17 protein-coding genes, 1 tRNA gene and 1 riboswitch are annotated in these 16,003 nt (G+C 69.4%); of the genes, 16 read left to right on the top strand and 2 right to left on the bottom strand.

The genetic code is table 11. The features are described 5' to 3' along the window. The first annotated feature begins 49 nt into the window (after positions 1-49). Positions 50-147, top strand: a riboswitch (TPP riboswitch). The 11 genes from ACTWQD_RS09070 to ACTWQD_RS09020 all read left to right on the top strand — a co-directional run bounded on the left by ACTWQD_RS09070 (position 140) and on the right by ACTWQD_RS09020 (position 10,094). Beyond that, positions 140-1,762 (top strand): bifunctional hydroxymethylpyrimidine kinase/phosphomethylpyrimidine kinase, encoded by a 1,623-nt coding sequence (locus ACTWQD_RS09070; RefSeq protein ID WP_443195811.1) that lies wholly within the window; start codon positions 140-142, stop codon positions 1,760-1,762. Its footprint overlaps the riboswitch before it by 8 nt. A 353-nt stretch (positions 1,763-2,115) precedes the next feature. After that, a complete protein-coding gene (gene rplU / locus ACTWQD_RS09065; protein WP_024368343.1) occupies positions 2,116-2,424 on the top strand; it encodes a 50S ribosomal protein L21 in 309 nt (102 codons plus the stop codon). 61 nt (positions 2,425-2,485) lie between these two features. After that, a complete protein-coding gene (gene rpmA, locus ACTWQD_RS09060; protein ID WP_009372867.1) occupies positions 2,486-2,749 on the top strand; it encodes a 50S ribosomal protein L27 in 264 nt (87 codons plus the stop codon). A gap of 117 nt (positions 2,750-2,866) precedes the next feature. Then, positions 2,867-4,456: a GTPase ObgE gene (obgE, locus tag ACTWQD_RS09055; protein WP_443195810.1), complete on the top strand. Its 1,590-nt coding sequence runs from the start codon at positions 2,867-2,869 to the stop codon at positions 4,454-4,456. Further along, the gene (gene proB / locus ACTWQD_RS09050) at positions 4,446-5,591 is read left to right on the top strand and encodes a glutamate 5-kinase (RefSeq protein ID WP_443195809.1); all 1,146 of its coding nucleotides are present in this window, start codon (positions 4,446-4,448) and stop codon (positions 5,589-5,591) included. Before obgE ends, proB begins: the two co-directional genes overlap by 11 nt. A 26-nt stretch (positions 5,592-5,617) precedes the next feature. After that, on the top strand, positions 5,618-7,039 hold the full coding sequence (locus ACTWQD_RS09045) for a glutamate-5-semialdehyde dehydrogenase (protein ID WP_443195808.1): 1,422 nt from the start codon (positions 5,618-5,620) through the stop codon (positions 7,037-7,039). A gap of 80 nt (positions 7,040-7,119) precedes the next feature. Then, on the top strand, positions 7,120-7,359 hold the full coding sequence (locus ACTWQD_RS09040) for a hypothetical protein (RefSeq protein ID WP_066437427.1): 240 nt from the start codon (positions 7,120-7,122) through the stop codon (positions 7,357-7,359). A gap of 55 nt (positions 7,360-7,414) precedes the next feature. Further along, entirely contained in the window at positions 7,415-8,059 is a 645-nt protein-coding gene (gene nadD, locus ACTWQD_RS09035; RefSeq protein WP_443195886.1) for a nicotinate-nucleotide adenylyltransferase, read from the top strand. A 7-nt stretch (positions 8,060-8,066) separates the two neighbouring features. Then, a complete protein-coding gene (locus ACTWQD_RS09030) occupies positions 8,067-9,398 on the top strand; it encodes a hypothetical protein (protein WP_443195807.1) in 1,332 nt (443 codons plus the stop codon). Between the two features lie 79 nt (positions 9,399-9,477). Further along, positions 9,478-9,879: a ribosome silencing factor gene (rsfS, locus tag ACTWQD_RS09025; RefSeq protein ID WP_443195806.1), complete on the top strand. Its 402-nt coding sequence runs from the start codon at positions 9,478-9,480 to the stop codon at positions 9,877-9,879. Between the two features lie 142 nt (positions 9,880-10,021). After that, positions 10,022-10,094, top strand: a tRNA-Ala gene (locus ACTWQD_RS09020). Between the two features lie 44 nt (positions 10,095-10,138). Here the strand turns inward: ACTWQD_RS09020 and ACTWQD_RS09015 are convergent. After that, entirely contained in the window at positions 10,139-10,666 is a 528-nt protein-coding gene (locus ACTWQD_RS09015; RefSeq protein WP_443195805.1) for a DoxX family protein, read from the bottom strand. A gap of 86 nt (positions 10,667-10,752) precedes the next feature. Here ACTWQD_RS09015 and ACTWQD_RS09010 point away from each other — a divergent pair, with 86 nt between their 5' ends. The 3 genes from ACTWQD_RS09010 to ACTWQD_RS09000 all read left to right on the top strand — a co-directional run bounded on the left by ACTWQD_RS09010 (position 10,753) and on the right by ACTWQD_RS09000 (position 13,732). After that, the gene (locus ACTWQD_RS09010) at positions 10,753-11,106 is read left to right on the top strand and encodes a zinc ribbon domain-containing protein YjdM (protein ID WP_443195804.1); all 354 of its coding nucleotides are present in this window, start codon (positions 10,753-10,755) and stop codon (positions 11,104-11,106) included. 104 nt (positions 11,107-11,210) lie between these two features. Further along, the gene (locus tag ACTWQD_RS09005) at positions 11,211-12,395 is read left to right on the top strand and encodes a class I SAM-dependent methyltransferase (RefSeq protein ID WP_443195803.1); all 1,185 of its coding nucleotides are present in this window, start codon (positions 11,211-11,213) and stop codon (positions 12,393-12,395) included. A 134-nt stretch (positions 12,396-12,529) separates the two neighbouring features. Further along, a complete protein-coding gene (locus tag ACTWQD_RS09000; RefSeq protein ID WP_443195885.1) occupies positions 12,530-13,732 on the top strand; it encodes an ROK family transcriptional regulator in 1,203 nt (400 codons plus the stop codon). Positions 13,733-13,756: 24 nt separating this feature from the next. Here the strand turns inward: ACTWQD_RS09000 and ACTWQD_RS08995 are convergent, their stop codons facing one another. Continuing rightward, positions 13,757-13,960, bottom strand: a complete 204-nt coding sequence (locus tag ACTWQD_RS08995) for a hypothetical protein (RefSeq protein WP_066437441.1) — start codon at positions 13,958-13,960, stop codon at positions 13,757-13,759. Positions 13,961-14,110: 150 nt separating this feature from the next. Here ACTWQD_RS08995 and ACTWQD_RS08990 point away from each other — a divergent pair, with 150 nt between their 5' ends. Beyond that, positions 14,111-15,106, top strand: a complete 996-nt coding sequence (locus ACTWQD_RS08990) for an AAA family ATPase (RefSeq protein WP_443195884.1) — start codon at positions 14,111-14,113, stop codon at positions 15,104-15,106. 2 nt (positions 15,107-15,108) lie between these two features. Then, positions 15,109-15,999: a DUF58 domain-containing protein gene (locus ACTWQD_RS08985; RefSeq protein ID WP_443195802.1), complete on the top strand. Its 891-nt coding sequence runs from the start codon at positions 15,109-15,111 to the stop codon at positions 15,997-15,999. The last annotated feature ends 4 nt before the right edge of the window (positions 16,000-16,003 follow it).

The following is a 16,003-nucleotide window of genomic DNA, read 5'->3' as shown; positions in this document are numbered from 1 at the left end:
AAAGTCCGGACCGTGCCCGCTCCTTCGTTAAGGGTTGCGGCTAGGCTGGGACCCTGACACGGGGTGCCGCGCATCGAGCCGGCTGAGATCCAGACCCGTTGAACCTGTCCGGTTAGCACCGGCGAAGGGATGTCTCGCTGTGACCACTTCCTCTTTCCTGCCCATTTTCCCTGCCCGGGCGGCGGCCCCGATCCCGCGGGTGCTGTCCATCGCCGGCTCAGACCCCTCCGGCGGCGCGGGCATCCAAGCCGATTTGAAGAGCATTGCCGCGCACGGCGGTTACGGCATGGCGGCCATCACCGCCCTGACCGCGCAGAACACCCGCGGCGTCACGGCCGTCCATACCCCGCCGGCAGCCTTCCTGACCGCCCAGCTCGACGCCATCAGCGACGACATCACCGTCGACGCCGTCAAAATCGGCATGCTCGGGGATGCCGCGGTGATTGACGCCGTCCGCAGCTGGCTGGAGAAGGCGCGCCCCGCCGTCGTCGTTGTGGATCCAGTTATGGTGGCCACCAGCGGCGACCGGCTGCTGGAGGAGTCCGCCGAGGCAGCGCTGCACGCCCTGCTGCCGTACGCGGACCTGGTCACGCCCAACCTCGCCGAGCTGGCGGTCCTGCTCGGTGAACCTGCCGCCCGGGACTGGACCGCTGCGCTGGAGCAGGGCAAGCGGCTCGCCGCCCGAACGGGGACCACGGTCCTGGTGAAGGGCGGCCACCTCGACTCCGACGACTCCGGAGAGGCCGGCGAGGCCGGCCCCGGCGGCGGGTGCCCCGACGCGCTGGTCAATACCGCCGGGCTCCTGGCCCAGGACGTTGTGGTGGTGCCGGGGGAGCGGGTGCCCACCCGCAACAGCCACGGCACCGGGTGCTCGCTGTCCTCGGCCCTGGCCACCGTCCAGGCTGCGGGCATCCTCCAGTCCGGGAACATACTCCCGGCGGCCGGGGACTGGGAGGCCGCACTCCGTGTGGTCAAGCCGTGGCTGCAGGAGGCGTTGCGCACGGCCGGGGAGCTCGACGTCGGAACCGGCAACGGCCCGGTCCACCACTTCCACCACGTGCAGCCACACACCCGGGACCACGGCGCTGCTGCCGCCGCCCGCGGCCCGGCGGCGGGCGAGTTCGCCGCCGCGCTCCGGGCATCGGCCAGCGGTGACCTTGACGCGATCTACGGCCTGGACTTCATCAGGGACCTCGCCGACGGGACTCTGCGGGAGAAGGAGTTTACCTACTACCTCGCCCAGGACGCCCTGTACCTCAACAGCTATTCGCGGGTGCTGGCCCGGGCCGCCGCGATGGCACCCACCGAGGCCGAGCAGCTGTTCTGGGCCCGCTCAGCGCAGAACTGCCTGGAAGTGGAATCGGAGCTGCACCGGTCCTGGCTGGACGGACGGGCGCCCGGAGCCACACCGGGCCCGGCCACCAAGTCCTATGTCGACCACCTGCTGGCCGCCTCGGCCTCGGGCAGCTACGCGGTCCTGGTGGCTGCCGTGCTGCCGTGCTTCTGGCTTTATGCCGAGGTGGGCCAGTCTCTCCACGCCCGGTTCGCCGCCGCGGGAGCCTCGGAGGCGCACCCGTATGCGGCGTGGCTGCGCACCTATGCCGACGAGGAGTTCGCCGCCGCCACCCGCCAGGCCGTGGCCTATGCCGACGCCGCGGCCCGGGCGGCGTCGGCGGGGGAACGGGACGCCATGGCCCTGGCCTTCCGGCAGTCCTGCCGCTACGAGGTGGACTTCTTCGACGCGCCGAGGCTGCACGCCTGACGGCGCACGCCCGGGGCAGCCTGTACGATAGGTGGGCGCGGTTCCGGAAGTCGTTGCGGCACGCCCTGTCCATGCAGGGTGGCGCCTATCACGTACCTCACTCCGGAGCCAGCCTCATTTGCGGCCGAAGGCAAAATTAGCGTAGTCTAGATCTTCGGTGCTTACGCCAACACTTGGGTTATGACCTTGAGGACGCTCCATCCGACTCCGGATGTGATTGTCTCCGGGATAGCTCATGGGTTCCCCCGGGGAATCCACCGGCGTAGAGGCACAGCGTGAGCCGGACCAAACACTTTGGCCCCAGGTTCCGCACGCAAATCTAGTAATAAACGTCGAGAGAAGTGAGTTCCCCAGTGGTGTACGCGATTGTCCGCGCAGGCGGCCGCCAAGAGAAGGTTTCTGTTGGAGACTTCGTTACCCTGAACCGCGTCCCCGGTGGAGCCGGCAGCACCTTTGAGCTGCCCGCACTGCTCCTGGTAGACGGTGACAAGGTCACGTCTGCAGCTTCGGACCTGGCCAAGGTAAAGGTTACGGCTGAGATCCTTGAGGACCTCCGCGGTCCCAAGATCGTCATCCAGAAGTTCAAGAACAAGACCGGTTACAAGAAGCGCCAGGGTCACCGTCAGGAATTGACCAAGGTCAAGATCACCGGTATCAAGTAACTCACCGTTACTGTTCAGGTTTTCAGCAGATTCCCCAGAATTTTAAGGCAGGCATTTCCAAATGGCACATAAAAAAGGCGCGAGCTCCACTCGCAACGGTCGTGACTCGAACGCCCAGTACCTCGGCGTCAAGCGCTTCGGCGGCCAGGTAGTTTCCGCAGGCGAGATCATCGTCCGCCAGCGTGGCACCCACTTCCACCCGGGCGCCGGCGTAGGCCGCGGCGGCGACGACACCCTGTTCGCGCTGACCCCGGGCGCTGTCGAATTCGGCACCCGCCGCGGACGCCGCGTCGTGAACATCGTGGCTGCTGCAGCCGCAGAGTAATACCAAGTCTTAAGTCGGTGGGGCGGGCCATTAGGTCCGCTCCACCGGTGTTTTAACAGCCTTACAATCATCTTGGGCCCCTGTGGGGACCTAAGGAACAGCACTGAGGAGATCCACGTGGCCAGCTTTGTAGACCGGGTAGTACTGCACGTATCCGGCGGTACCGGCGGCCACGGTTGTGTCTCCGTCCACCGTGAGAAGTTCAAGCCCCTCGGCGGCCCCGACGGCGGCAACGGCGGCAACGGCGGCGACGTCATCCTGCGCGTGGACCCGCAGACCACCACGCTCCTGGACTACCACCACGCCCCGCACCGGCACGCCACCAACGGCGGCCCCGGCATGGGCGACTGGCGCGGCGGCAAGAACGGCGAAACCCTGATCCTGCCCGTGCCCGAGGGCACCGTGGTGAAGACCAAGTCCGGCGAGGTCCTCGCCGACCTCGTGGGCGAAGGCGCCGAATACGTCGCCGCGGCCGGCGGCATCGGCGGCCTCGGCAACGCCGCACTCTCCTCGCAGAAGCGCCGCGCCCCGGGCTTCGCCCTGCTCGGCATCGAGGGCGAGTCCAGCGACATCGTCCTGGAACTGAAGTCCATCGCCGACATCGCCCTGGTCGGGTTCCCGTCCGCCGGCAAATCCAGCCTCATCGCCGCGATGTCCGCCGCCCGGCCGAAGATCGCCGATTACCCCTTCACCACCCTCATTCCCAACCTGGGCGTCGTCCAGGCCGGCGACGTCCGCTTCACCATTGCCGATGTCCCCGGCCTCATCGAAGGTGCCAGCGAAGGCAAGGGCCTGGGCCACAACTTCCTGCGCCACGTGGAGCGCTGCGCCGCCCTGGTGCACGTGCTCGACTGCGGCACCCTCGAAGCGGACCGCGACCCCCTCTCCGACCTCGCGATCATCGAGGCCGAGCTCGAGAAGTACGCCGTCGACATGAGCTACGCCGGCAGCGACGGTGAGGTGGTCCCGCTGAACCACCGCCCCCGCCTGGTGGCACTGAACAAGGTGGACCTGCCGGACGGCAAGGACATGGCGGAGTTCGTCCGCCCGGAACTGGAATCCCGCGGCTACAAGGTCTTCGAAATCTCCGCGACGAGCCACGAGGGCCTCCGCCAGTTGGGCTTCGCCATGGCCGAGATCGTCAAGGCCGCCCGCGACTCGGTCGCCGCGGCCCCGCCGAAGGTGCAGGCCCCGGTCCTCAAGCCACGCGCCGTCAACGAATCCGGGTTCAAGATCCGCCGCGAGGAGAAGAACCTGGAGCCGCTGTTCCGCGTCCTGGGCGACAAGCCGGTGCGCTGGGTCAAACAGACCGACTTCACCAACGAGGAAGCCATCGGCTACCTCGCCGACCGCCTGGCCAAGCTCGGCGTCGAAACCGAACTGTTCAAGCAGGGCGCCAAGCCCGGCGACACGGTGGTCATCGGCGAGGACGACGGCGTCGTCTTCGACTGGGAGCCCACCATGATGGCCGGTGCCGAACTGCTGGCCTCCCCGCGCGGCACCGACGTGCGCTTCGCCGACATCGGCGACCGCCCCACCCGCGGGCAGAAGCGCGAGGAGCAGCAGGAGCGCCGCGACGCCAAGGCCGCGGCCCGCGCCGAACTCGAAGCTGAGCGCAAGGCCGGCATCTGGACCGAATCCGTCAGCGGACGCCGGGCCGCAAAGCCGCTCAAGGAGAGTGGACTGGGCGAAGCAGATGACGAGTAAAACCGTCTCCTTGCCGGCCGCGGCGCCTGACCGGTCGGTGCTCTCCGGGGCGCGCCGGATCGTGGTCAAGGTCGGGTCGTCCTCGCTGACGTCCATCAAGGGCGGCATCTCGGAGGAGGCCCTCACGGACCTCGCCGACGCCCTCGCGCACCAGCGCAACGCCGGCACCGAGATCATCCTGGTGTCCTCGGGCGCGATCGCGGCCGGGCTCGCCCCGCTGGGGCTGGCGAAGCGTCCCCGCGACCTCGCCACCCAGCAGGCGGCCGCCAGCGTGGGCCAGGGCCTGCTCATGGCCCGGTACACGCACGCCTTCGGCGCCCACGGCGTCACCGTCAGCCAGGTGCTCCTCACCGCCGAGGACTTTATGCGCCGCAGCCAGCACACCAACGCCCTGCGCGCCCTCGACCGGCTGCTCAACCTCGGCGTCGTGCCGGTCGTCAACGAAAACGACACCGTGGCCACGCACGAGATCCGCTTCGGCGACAACGACCGGCTCGCCGCGCTCGTGGCCCACCTGGTCCGCGCCGACGCGCTGGTGCTGCTCTCCGACGTCGACTCGCTCTATGACGGCCCGCCCGCCCACGGCGCGCGGCGCATCTCCCACGTGACCGGCCCGCAGGACCTCGACGGCGTGACCATCGGCCGCACCGGGAAGGCCGGCACCGGCACCGGGGGAATGGTCACCAAGGTCGAGGCGGCCACCATCGCCGCAGGCTCGGGCATCCCCGCGATCGTCACCTCCACGGGAAACGCCGCCGCCGCGCTGGCCGGCCACGACGTGGGGACCTGGTTCTCCGTGAACGGCTCCCGCAAGCCGGTCCGCCTGCTCTGGTTGGCCCACCTCGCCGCCGTGGAAGGCACCCTGGTGCTCGACGACGGCGCTGTGCGGGCTGTCCGGGACCGCCGCACCTCGCTGCTGCCGGCCGGGATTTCCGCCGTGCGCGGGCATTTTGAGGCCGGCGACGCCGTGGAGATGGTCTCGACCGAGGGCGTGGTGATTGCCCGCGGGCTGGTCAACTACGGCGCCGCCGAGCTTCCGCAGATGCTGGGCCGCTCCACGCGGGAACTCGGCGAATCGCTGGGCCGCGGATATGACCGCGTTGTTGTTCATGTTGACGATCTGGTGCTGGTCTAAGCCACCCGCTCGCCTAAACTGGAAGCATGACTGAGGCCCTGACCCCCCGCTCCGCTGTGCTCGCCGACAAGCTGTTTGCCGAAGGCCTGATCCCGGCTGACGGCCCGGCAGTCGTCAGCCCGGCGGCGTCCGGCCGGGTCACGGCCGCGGAAGCGCCTGACGAGGCGGCCACCGGCGCCAGTGCAGCCGCCGACGTCGAGGCCGCCGTCCACGCCGTCGCCGACCGCTCGCGGCACGCCGCACGCCGGATGGCCCGCGCCAACCGGGCGTGGAAGGACCGCGGGCTGCGCGCCATCGCGGCCGCGCTTGGAGAGAACAAGGACCGCATCCTCGCGGCGAACTCCAAGGACCTCGCCGCAGGCAAAGCCAACGGCACGTCCGCGGCCATGCTGGACCGGCTCACCCTCACCGACGCCCGGATCCAGGGCCTCGCCGCCGCCCTGGAAAACCTCGCCAACCTGCCCGACCCGGTGGGCAACGTGGTCCGCGGCCAGACCCTGCCGAACGGGTTGCGGCTGCGCCAGGTCAACGTGCCCATGGGCGTCGTCGCCGCCATTTACGAGGCGCGCCCCAATGTCACGGTGGACATCGCGGGGCTGGGCCTCAAGAGCGGCAACGCCGTGATCCTGCGCGGCGGGACCGCTGCCGCCGCCACCAACGCCGCCCTCGTCACCGTGCTGCGCGACGCCCTCGAATCGGTGGGCCTTCCCGCCGACGCGGTGCAAAGCGTGGACCAGTACGGCCGGGAAGGGGCCAACGCCCTGATGCGGGCCCGCGGTCGGGTGGATGTGCTGATTCCCCGCGGCGGCCGGGACCTGATCCAGTCCGTCGTCACCAACGCGAAGGTCCCGGTAATTGAGACCGGCGAAGGGAATGTGCATATTTTCCTGGACGCCTCCGCGGACGAGGAGATGGCGGTAGAGATCCTGCTGAACGCCAAGACCCAGCGGCCCAGCGTCTGCAACACCGTGGAAACCCTGCTGGTCCACTCCGGCTCGACGGTACTTCCCGCAGTTGCCGCCGCCCTGCGCGACGCCGGCGTCACCCTTCACGTCGACGACCGGGTCCGGGCCGCCCTGCCGGCGTCGGTGGACTCGGTCCCCGCCACCGACGAGGACTGGGCCACGGAATACATGGACTTGGACCTCGCCGTGGCGATGGTGGACAGCCTGGACGACGCCGTCAAGCACATCCGTGCGTGGTCCACCGGCCACACGGAGGCCATCCTGACCAACGACCTCCGCAACGCCGAGCGGTTCATCGCCGAGGTTGATTCGGCTGCCGTGATTGTGAACGCCTCCACCCGCTTCACCGACGGCGGAGAACTGGGGCTGGGTGCCGAGGTGGGCATCTCCACCCAGAAGCTGCACGCGCGCGGCCCGATGGGGCTGACGGAACTGACCACCACGAAGTGGATCGTCCAGGGTGAAGGCCAGATCAGGGCCTAGCAACGCTGTAACATGGAACAGAAGTCCGGAACGGCGGGGATCTCCGCCGTCGTCAACTCTTGAACTCTTTAGGGGAGAACATGCTCTCGCAGCAGATCGCCACCATCGTCGCCGCCGCCGGCGAATCAGGCCACGAGGAACTCGCGCCGCTGATCGCGCCGCCGTTCGTCATTGGCGGCATCATGTTCGCCATCATGCTGATCATGCTGTTCGTCACACTGTCCTACTCCAACCTCGGCAACCGCCACGAAGCCGTCGAGGAGCATGCGGACCCGCACCGCCAGCACCCGAACAAGCACGATCACGGCCAAGGCCACTAATATTTCCGCCTCCGGAAAGCAGCCCGGCGCCACGCGCCGCCTGCGCCTGGGTGTGATGGGTGGCACGTTTGATCCCATCCACCACGGGCACCTTGTCGCCGCCAGCGAGGTCGCAGCCGAGTTCGACCTGGACGAGGTGGTGTTCGTCCCCACGGGACAGCCCTGGCAGAAAATGAGTAAAAAGGTCAGCGAGGCTGAGCACCGCTACCTCATGACCGTCATCGCCACGGCCTCGAACCCCCGGTTTACCGTCAGCCGCGTGGACGTGGACCGGCCCGGGCCGACCTACACCATCGATACCCTGCGCGACCTGCACACCCTGCGCCCCGACGCGGACCTGTTCTTCATCACCGGCGCTGACGCCCTGGCCCAGATCCTGTCCTGGAAGGACATTGACGAGCTGTGGTCCCTGGCCCACTTCGTCGGGGTCACCCGGCCCGGCCATGTCCTGGACGGGATGGGCCGCAAGGACGTCAGCCTCCTGGAGGTCCCTGCCATGGCGATTTCCTCGACGGACTGCCGCGCCAGGGTCGCGGCCGGGAGTCCCGTCTGGTACCTCGTCCCGGACGGCGTGGTCCAGTACATCGCCAAGTACAGCCTGTATGGCGGCGACCCGGAGCCCGGGGACATGTCCGCCGGCAATGGCGCCGCACGCTATGACCGAAGTACCGAGATAGCCCAACCCGCCAGCACCGAATGAGTTTGCAATGAGTCAGGAACAGCCACCAATCCGCAGCCGCCGCGAACTGCGGCAGGCCAGAGATGAACGCCAGGAAACGGGCCGGGAGACCGGGACCCCCGGTCCCGGCGCGGTGCCCCCTGCCTCAACCGGTCCTGCCTCAACCGGCGCTGCGGCCGGCGCCCGGCCCGGCGAGCCCACCGAGGCGGAAATCACCGGCCGGCGGCGCATTCCGGGGCCCGCGGACGCCGTCCGGACACCCGCCGGCACCGAGAGGTCCTCCCAGGTCCGTGCCCGGGACCGCGCCACCCTGCGCACCATCAAGGAACTTGCGGAAAAGGAAGGCCACCTCGCCGGTGGGGGAACCCCCACCCGCCGCCAGCTCCGGCTCATGCAGCTGGCCGCGGAAACGGCCCCGGCCACCGCCGCCAACCTCATCGTCCCTGCCTCCCCGCGTACCCGGGCCACACCCGTCGTGCCGCAGCCCGGCACCCCGGGAGCAAAGCCAAGTGCCCCGGGCGGCAAGCCCGCCCCGGCCGGCAGCCCGGCTCCCGATTCAAGGGCCGACGGCGGCCCGGAGTCCGGGACGGTCACCTTGGCCGGCGCGGGCGCACCGGCAGGGCAAGGCCCCGAGGGGATGTCGGTGGAACAGGCGCTGGCTGCCCGTGAACTCCTCGCGATGCAGGCCCACAACCAGCTGGCCAAGATGGAACACATCAACGCCACGGACCCCGACGCCGTCGATCCTGCCGTCCTGGCCGAGCAGATCGCCCTCGCCGAGCGGGCCGCTGTGCTGAACCGGCGGGCGGCGGCCAAGCAGAAGCTGGCCGAACAGAACAGCAAGCCCGAACCCGTCCGGAACGATCCCACCACGGCCAACAACCTGGCCATGGTCACCCCGCTGGAATTCGTCCAGGTCCCCGGCATGGAGCGGCCCGTCCTCAAGCGCCCTGCCACGTCGTACGTCCCGGTGGTCACCAACCCGAGCCCACGGGTGGAGCCGCCGCGCAAGCCGGGCGGGCGCCGTCCGGTGTCCTCCCGCCAGCAGGCTGCAGCTGCCCTGGGCAGCCGCGGCGGGGTACTGGCCCGCGCCGAAGCCGCCGCCAAGGCTGCCGCCGCGCCCCAGGATGTATCCCGGCCTGCTGCGGGGGACCCCGTAGCCGCCCGGCCCGACGAGGATTTCGCCGGCAGGACGCCCGTCGCTGCCAATGCGGCCTACGGACTGGATCCCCTGGACGCGGCCACCGCCGGGCTTGCCAGGGCCCGCCGCCTGCGCCTTGTGCAGCTGGTGGTGCTGGCCCTCGGCATCATGGCGCTCATCGCCGGGATCACCCTGATCATCACCGGCCTCTCCGGCTAAGACGCCCTGCACCGGCCCGGTTGTCCGGGCCGCCTTCCGCATTTCTATAACCCAAGATTTTCACCCAACAAGGAGTCCCGTGACTGCAACAGATTCATCCATCGCCACAGCCCGCCATGCAGCCCGAGCTGCCGCGGAAAAACTCGCCGAGGACATCGTCGCCATGGACGTCAGCGAACGGCTGGCCCTGGCGGACGTCTTCCTGATCGCCTCGGCACCGTCCGAGCGCCAGGTCAACGCCATCGTGGACGGCATTGAGGACGAACTGTCCAAGTTCGACCTGAAGCCGATCCGCCGCGAAGGACGCTCCGGTGGCCGGTGGGTCCTGCTGGACTACGGCGACGTCGTCATCCACGTCCAGCACGAGGAAGACCGCGTCTTCTACGCCCTGGAACGGCTCTGGAAGGACTGCCCCGTCGTGGACCTCCAGCTCGCAGACGACGCCCCGGCGAAGGCGGCTGCAGCTTCCGAATCGGAGTAGCGGCCGCACCGCAAGAGCGGAATATGCCCGATTTGGAATTTTCCAAAAGGCTGTTCTAAGATATTTGAGTTGCTCCGGAGAGATCCGGACCAAGAACCGGAGCCGGAAGCGCATGCTGACGGAGTCGGAGCAACGAAAATTCGGGGCTGTGGCGCAGCTGGTAGCGCACCTGCATGGCATGCAGGGGGTCAGGGGTTCGAGTCCCCTCAGCTCCACCGAAAAGGAGGTCCTGCTCATTGTGAGCAGGACCTCCTTTGTTTTACCTGGGCCTCTTTCGATGACCGGCTTGCTGCCGGCTCTCCCGCCAGGCGCGCCAGGCGCCCGTGGACCACAGTGCCCACAGCACCAGCAGCGGCTGGAACAGCAGGCGGAGTCCGCGGCTCAGGTCCGAATTGAGGCCGAAGGAATCGGTGGCCGTGGCGAACTGGGAGATGTTGCCCGGGAAGACCGCCACGAAGAACGCCGCAACCACCCAGCCCAGAGCCACCCGGGACCGCCTGAGCAGCAGCAGACCAAGCCCCAGGCAGATTTCCACCAGCCCGGACGCCACCACAACGAAGTCGGCGTCGACCGGCAGCCATGGGGGCACCTGGGCGTAAAACGCTTCACGGCTCCAGCCCAGGTGGCTGACGCCGGCCAGGACGAGGAACGCCCCGAGCAGCAGCCGGCCGGCGGTCCGCGCACGCCGACCCCACCGGGACTCAGCGGCGCGGGACGGGACTGAACGATGGGGTGGAAGCCCACCGCGTGGAACCGGGCCGGGGGACGGGCTTGGGGTGTCGGTCATGAGGCGCCGCCTTCACTCTGGGGAGATCAGCGTAGCAATCCGCCCTGCCCGGCTCTGGGCCCGCCCGCTCGACTAAAGTTGGGGTCGTGAACGAAACCCTGCCGCCGTGCCCCGAATGCTCCAGCGAATACACCTATGAGATGGGGGCGCTCCTGGTCTGTCCGGAGTGCGCGCATGAGTGGCCGGCCGCCGCGGAACCGGAGGCCGGCGAGCTCGAACCGAAGCCGATCAAGGACGCGGTGGGCAACGTCCTCGCCGACGGGGACACCGTCACCGTCATCAAGGACCTCAAAATCAAGGGAAGTTCCACCGTCATCAAGGTGGGCACCAAAGTCCGGGGCATCCGGCTCGTCAACGGCGTGGGCGACCACGACATCGACTGCAAGGTGGACGGCGTCGGGCCCATGCAGCTGAAGTCCAGCGTGGTCAAGAAGATCTGACCGGGAACCGGCCATCGTGCCCGCCGGGGCCATCGCCCGGCCCCGCACCCTGGGCCCAGACCCACTTCCCCCAGACCCACTTCCGAAAAGGCGGCACCTCGCGCGTGGCGGACAACACCCTCGATTCCCTCTTCTCCCGGCTGGGCAGGTTCCCTGACGTGGAGGCGCCCAACCTGCAGGCCTGGGACGCCACGGACAGGCTCCTGCTGGACTCGGCCACGGACCTGCTGGGGTCCGGCGCCGTGCGGCCCGGCCGTCTCGCCATCGTCGGTGACCGCTACGGCGCGCTGACGCTTGGGGCCCTGGCGCTTGCCTCCCGCACCGGCAGCGCAGTGGCCGGCGGCGGGGCCGGCCCGGTCCGTGTCCACCAGGACCTCATCACCGGTGAACAGGCCCTCCGCCACAACGCCGCGGCGCTCGGCGTCGACGGCGGCTTCGAGCAGCACCCGCTGGGGGCCGGCCTCCTGGCCGGGGCCACGATGGTCCTCCTCCAGCTGCCCAAATCCCTGGCGGAGCTTGAAGAGATTGCCGACGCCGTTGCCCGCCACGCCGGACCCGACGTGGTGCTCTTGGCCGGCGGCCGGGTGAAGCACATGAGCCTGGGCATGAACGCCGTGCTGGAGCGTTACTTCGGCGAGGTCCAGCCCCAGCTGGCCCGGCAGAAGTCCCGGATCCTGCTGGCCCGCGGACCCAAGCCCGCCACGGGTGCCCCGCCGTTCCCCGGCGCCGAGGTCAACACCGGGCTGGGGCTCACCGTGTGTGCGCGGGGCGCCGTGTTCGCCGGCACCGGGCTGGATATCGGCACCCGGTTCCTGCTGGAGTTCCTGCCGGACATGCCGCAGGCGCGGCGCGTGGTCGACCTGGGCTGCGGTACCGGGATCCTCGCCGCCATGTACGCCCGCGCCAACCCCGGCGCCCGGGTGACAGCCACCGACCAGTCCGCGGCCGCCGTTGAGTCCGCCCGGGCGACGGCGGACGCCAACGGCCTCGCGGACCGTGTCACAGCGCTGCAGGACGATGCCATGGCGTCGCTGCCGGACGCCAGCGCGGACCTGATATTGCTCAACCCGCCGTTCCACGTCGGCGCGGCGGTCCATGCCGGAGCCGGCATCAAACTCATCGAGGCTGCGGGCCGGGTCCTCGCCCCGGGCGGGGAACTCTGGACCGTGTTCAACAGCCACCTCCACTACCAGCCGGCGCTGCAGCGGCTGGTGGGCCCTACCCGCGAGGCCGGCAGGAACCCGAAATTCACGGTGACCGCAAGCGTCCGGAAATCCGCCGAAGTGTGAAGCCGACGTGTGGGCGGTCACACCGGCGTAACGTACGATTCTGGGATAAGCAGTGCGTGGCCAAAGACGTTTAGGGGTTACCAGTGACTGAGATCCGCCAGCCCTCGCCCAGGCGCGGAACCAACCTGCCCCGCATGGGGGACTTCAACCTCACGGTGATCCTCGATGCCATCCGGCGTTCCCCGTCCGGCCTGAGCCGGGTGGAACTGGCCCAGATGGTGGGGTTGTCCCCGCAGACCATCTCGAACATCTCCCGCCGGCTGCTCGACCAGGACCTGATCTACGAGGCAGGCAAGGAAGGCACCGGACCCGGCAAGCCGCGGACCATGCTCCGGCTCAACTCCTCGGGAATGTACGCCGTGGGCGTCCACCTGGACCCCGCCGTGACCACCTTCGTGGTGCTGGACCTGGTGGGCGCCGTCGTGAAGCATTCCCGGATCAAGACCCCGGCCGGCACCGATCCCGGCGCGGTCATCGACACGATCGCCGCTGAAATCAAGCAGCTCGTCTCGGAATCCGGCGTCGACCCGGCACGGATCGCCGGCCTCGGCATCGCCTCGCCCGGGCCGGTGGACCTGGAGGAAGGGACCGTGGTTGACCCGCCGCTCCTGGTCGGCTGGGACCGTGTGCCGCTCCGCGATGCCCTCGCCGCCGCCACCGGACTGTCCACCATCGTGGACAAGGATGTCACCAGCGCCGCCGTGGCGGAGACCTGGGCGGGCGGTCCCAGCGGAGCCGGCAGCTTCGTGTTTATGTACATGGGCACCGGAATCGGCTGCGGCATTGTCCTCAACGACGAGGTGGTCCGCGGCACCTCAGGCAACGCCGGGGAAATCGGGCACATCATCGTGGACCCCGACGGCGCACCCTGCGACTGCGGGATGCGCGGCTGCATCAAGTCAACCTGCATTCCGCAGGTCCTGGTGGCCCAGGCCGTCGACGCCGGGGTGCTGGAAGGTCCCGTCTCGGCCGCCACCGGCCCCGCCATCCAGGAAAGCTTCATGGAACTGTGCGCCGCCGCGGGCGCCGGCGACCCGAAGGCACAGGGCATCATTGACCACTCCGCCGTGCTGGTGGCCCGTGCCGTGTCGACCATTACCAACGCCCTGGACGTGGACCGTGTGGTCTTCGGCGGGCCATTCTGGACCTGCCTCTCCCAGCGCTACCTGGAAAAGATTCCGGCGCTGGTCCGGGACGGCAGCGCCACCCGGAAAATCCACGAGATCGAGGTGGTGGGCACCGGCGTCGGCGAGGACGTCGGTGCAGTCGGCGCCGCGTGCCTGGTCCTGGAGCACACGCTGGCACCCCGCTCGCAGCGCCTCCTGCTGGAGGGCTAGAGCCGGACGCCGGCGCAGGCTGTTTCAGTCAATGTCCTCGACGACGGTGCCGAACGGAATCGTGTCGTCCAGGTGTGCCTGGTGCCCGGTGGGGCCGGGGTTGTACAGCACCCGGACACCGTGCAGCTTGTCCGCGGCGGACTGCATCAAAATGGGCCGGACCGTGTTGACGAAACTCTCGCTCTTATCGGCGAGATACTCCTGGTAGCTGGCTGGAAGCTGGATCATGGCAAAAGGATAGACCTGCGCGGGCACGATGGGGAGAGGTCCCCATTGCCCGGATTCACGGCGCAGGCTTGGATAGGATGGCCGGTGGCGGACGCCGGGCCGGGCCGCGGACACAGACCAGTTACAGGGGGACTTCGATTGCTTCAGACCATGGCCGCCGCGCGGATTGAACCGGCGGAACTGGACCGGGCCCGGCAGGCCCTCGCGGCCATCTCCCGCAGCTTCGACACCAGGGTGGTGGGCCAGGCCCGGCTCCGCGAAACCCTCCTGGTCGGCCTCATGACCGGCGGCCATATCCTCCTCGAAAGCGTGCCCGGGCTGGCGAAGACCACCGCCGCGCAGGCCGTGGCGGACGCCATCAGCGCGGAGTTCCGCCGGATCCAGTGCACCCCTGACCTGCTCCCGAGCGACATCGTCGGCACCCAGCTCTACGACGCCGCTCAAGGCACCTTCGTGACCCAGCTGGGGCCGGTGCACGCCAACATCGTTCTGCTGGATGAGATCAACCGCTCCAGCGCGAAAACCCAGAGCGCCATGCTGGAAGCCATGCAGGAGCGCCAGACGTCCATCGGGGGAGTGGTGCACCCGCTGCCGGCCCCCTTCCTGGTGCTGGCCACGCAGAACCCCATCGAGCAGGAGGGCACCTACCTGCTGCCCGAGGCCCAGATGGACCGCTTTATGCTCAAGGACGTGCTGGACTATCCCACCCCGGCCGAGGAGGCGGAGATCATCCGCCGGATCGACGCCGGCGTGTTCACCCCGGAGCAGAAACCCGCCGCGGCCGCCTCGCTCGACACCGTCCGGGAACTGCAGGACATTGTCCGCCGTGTGTACATCGACCCGGCGATCATCCGCTACATTGTGGGGCTCAGCTACGTCACCCGGAACGCGGCGGACTACATCGACGCGCGGCTGGCCGGCTTCATCGAGTTCGGCGCGAGCCCCCGGGCCAGCATCGCCTTCAGCCAGGCGGCGCGGGCGGTGGCGCTGCTGGACGGACGGGACCACGTGATCCCCGAGGACGTGAAGTCGCTGGCGCACCGCGTCCTGCGCCACCGCCTGATCCTCGGTTTCGACGCGGTGGCCGAGCAGGTGCCGGTGGAGGCCGTCATCGACGCCATCCTCGCCGCCGTCCAGACCCCCTGAGGATGGGCAGCCTCCTCCACCGGGTGAAGTCGAAGCTGTCGATCTTCGCGCACCGCAGAGCCTGCGGCATGCTGGAAGGCCAGTACGGTTCGGTCGGCTCCGGCCGCAGCCTGGACTTCGATGACCTGCGAGCCTACGTGCCCGGCGACGAGGTCCGCGACATCGACTGGAAGGCCACCGCCCGGCACGGATCGCCTCTGGTCCGGCGGTACCTCCCGGTCCGCCGGCAGACCCTGCTGCTGGTCACCGACACCGGCCGCGACATGGCCGCCGAGTCCCGGGGCGGCGAGCCGAAGAAGGATGTTGCCGTGCTGGCCCTGGGGGTGATGGGGTACCTCGCGCACCGCCACGGCGACGCCGTGGGCATGGTGTGCGGCGACTCCGCCGGAACCCGGGCGCTGCCGGGGAAGACCGGCGAAGCGCACCTGGAACGGCTGCTCCGCGAAATTTGCGACGGCGCCTCGCTGGACTCCGCGCCGAGCCGGCTCCACGCCCAGTTGGACTACGTGGCCCGGACCTTTTCCCGGCGGATGCTGCTCCTGGTGGTGGCCGACGAGTTCAGCCCGGACGCCGAAACCGAGCTCGTGCTGCGCCGGCTGCGCGCCCAGCACGAGGTGCTGTGGCTGACCGTGCGGGATGCCGACCTGACCGTCCCCACCGACTCCTACGACGTCGCGGGCGTACGGGCGGGCGGCGTGCCGGCCCTGCTGCCCGGCGTGCTGGCCGGATCCGCCGCCATCGCCGCGGGCTATGCCCGCGCCCGGGACGAACGCGACGCCGCCCGGCAGTCGATGCTGCGCCGGCTGGGGATCGCCGAGGCCGACGCCGGCAGCAGCGACGACGTGATCCCCGCAGTCTTCGCGCTCCTGGCCCGGCACCGGCGGGGCAGGTGACCCC

The sequence above is a fragment of the Pseudarthrobacter sp. 1C304 genome (genome assembly GCF_052245515.1).
Taxonomy (GTDB): domain Bacteria; phylum Actinomycetota; class Actinomycetes; order Actinomycetales; family Micrococcaceae; genus Arthrobacter.
Note: the sequence above shows the minus strand (reverse complement) of the source record. Positions and strands in the feature narration are given on the sequence as shown.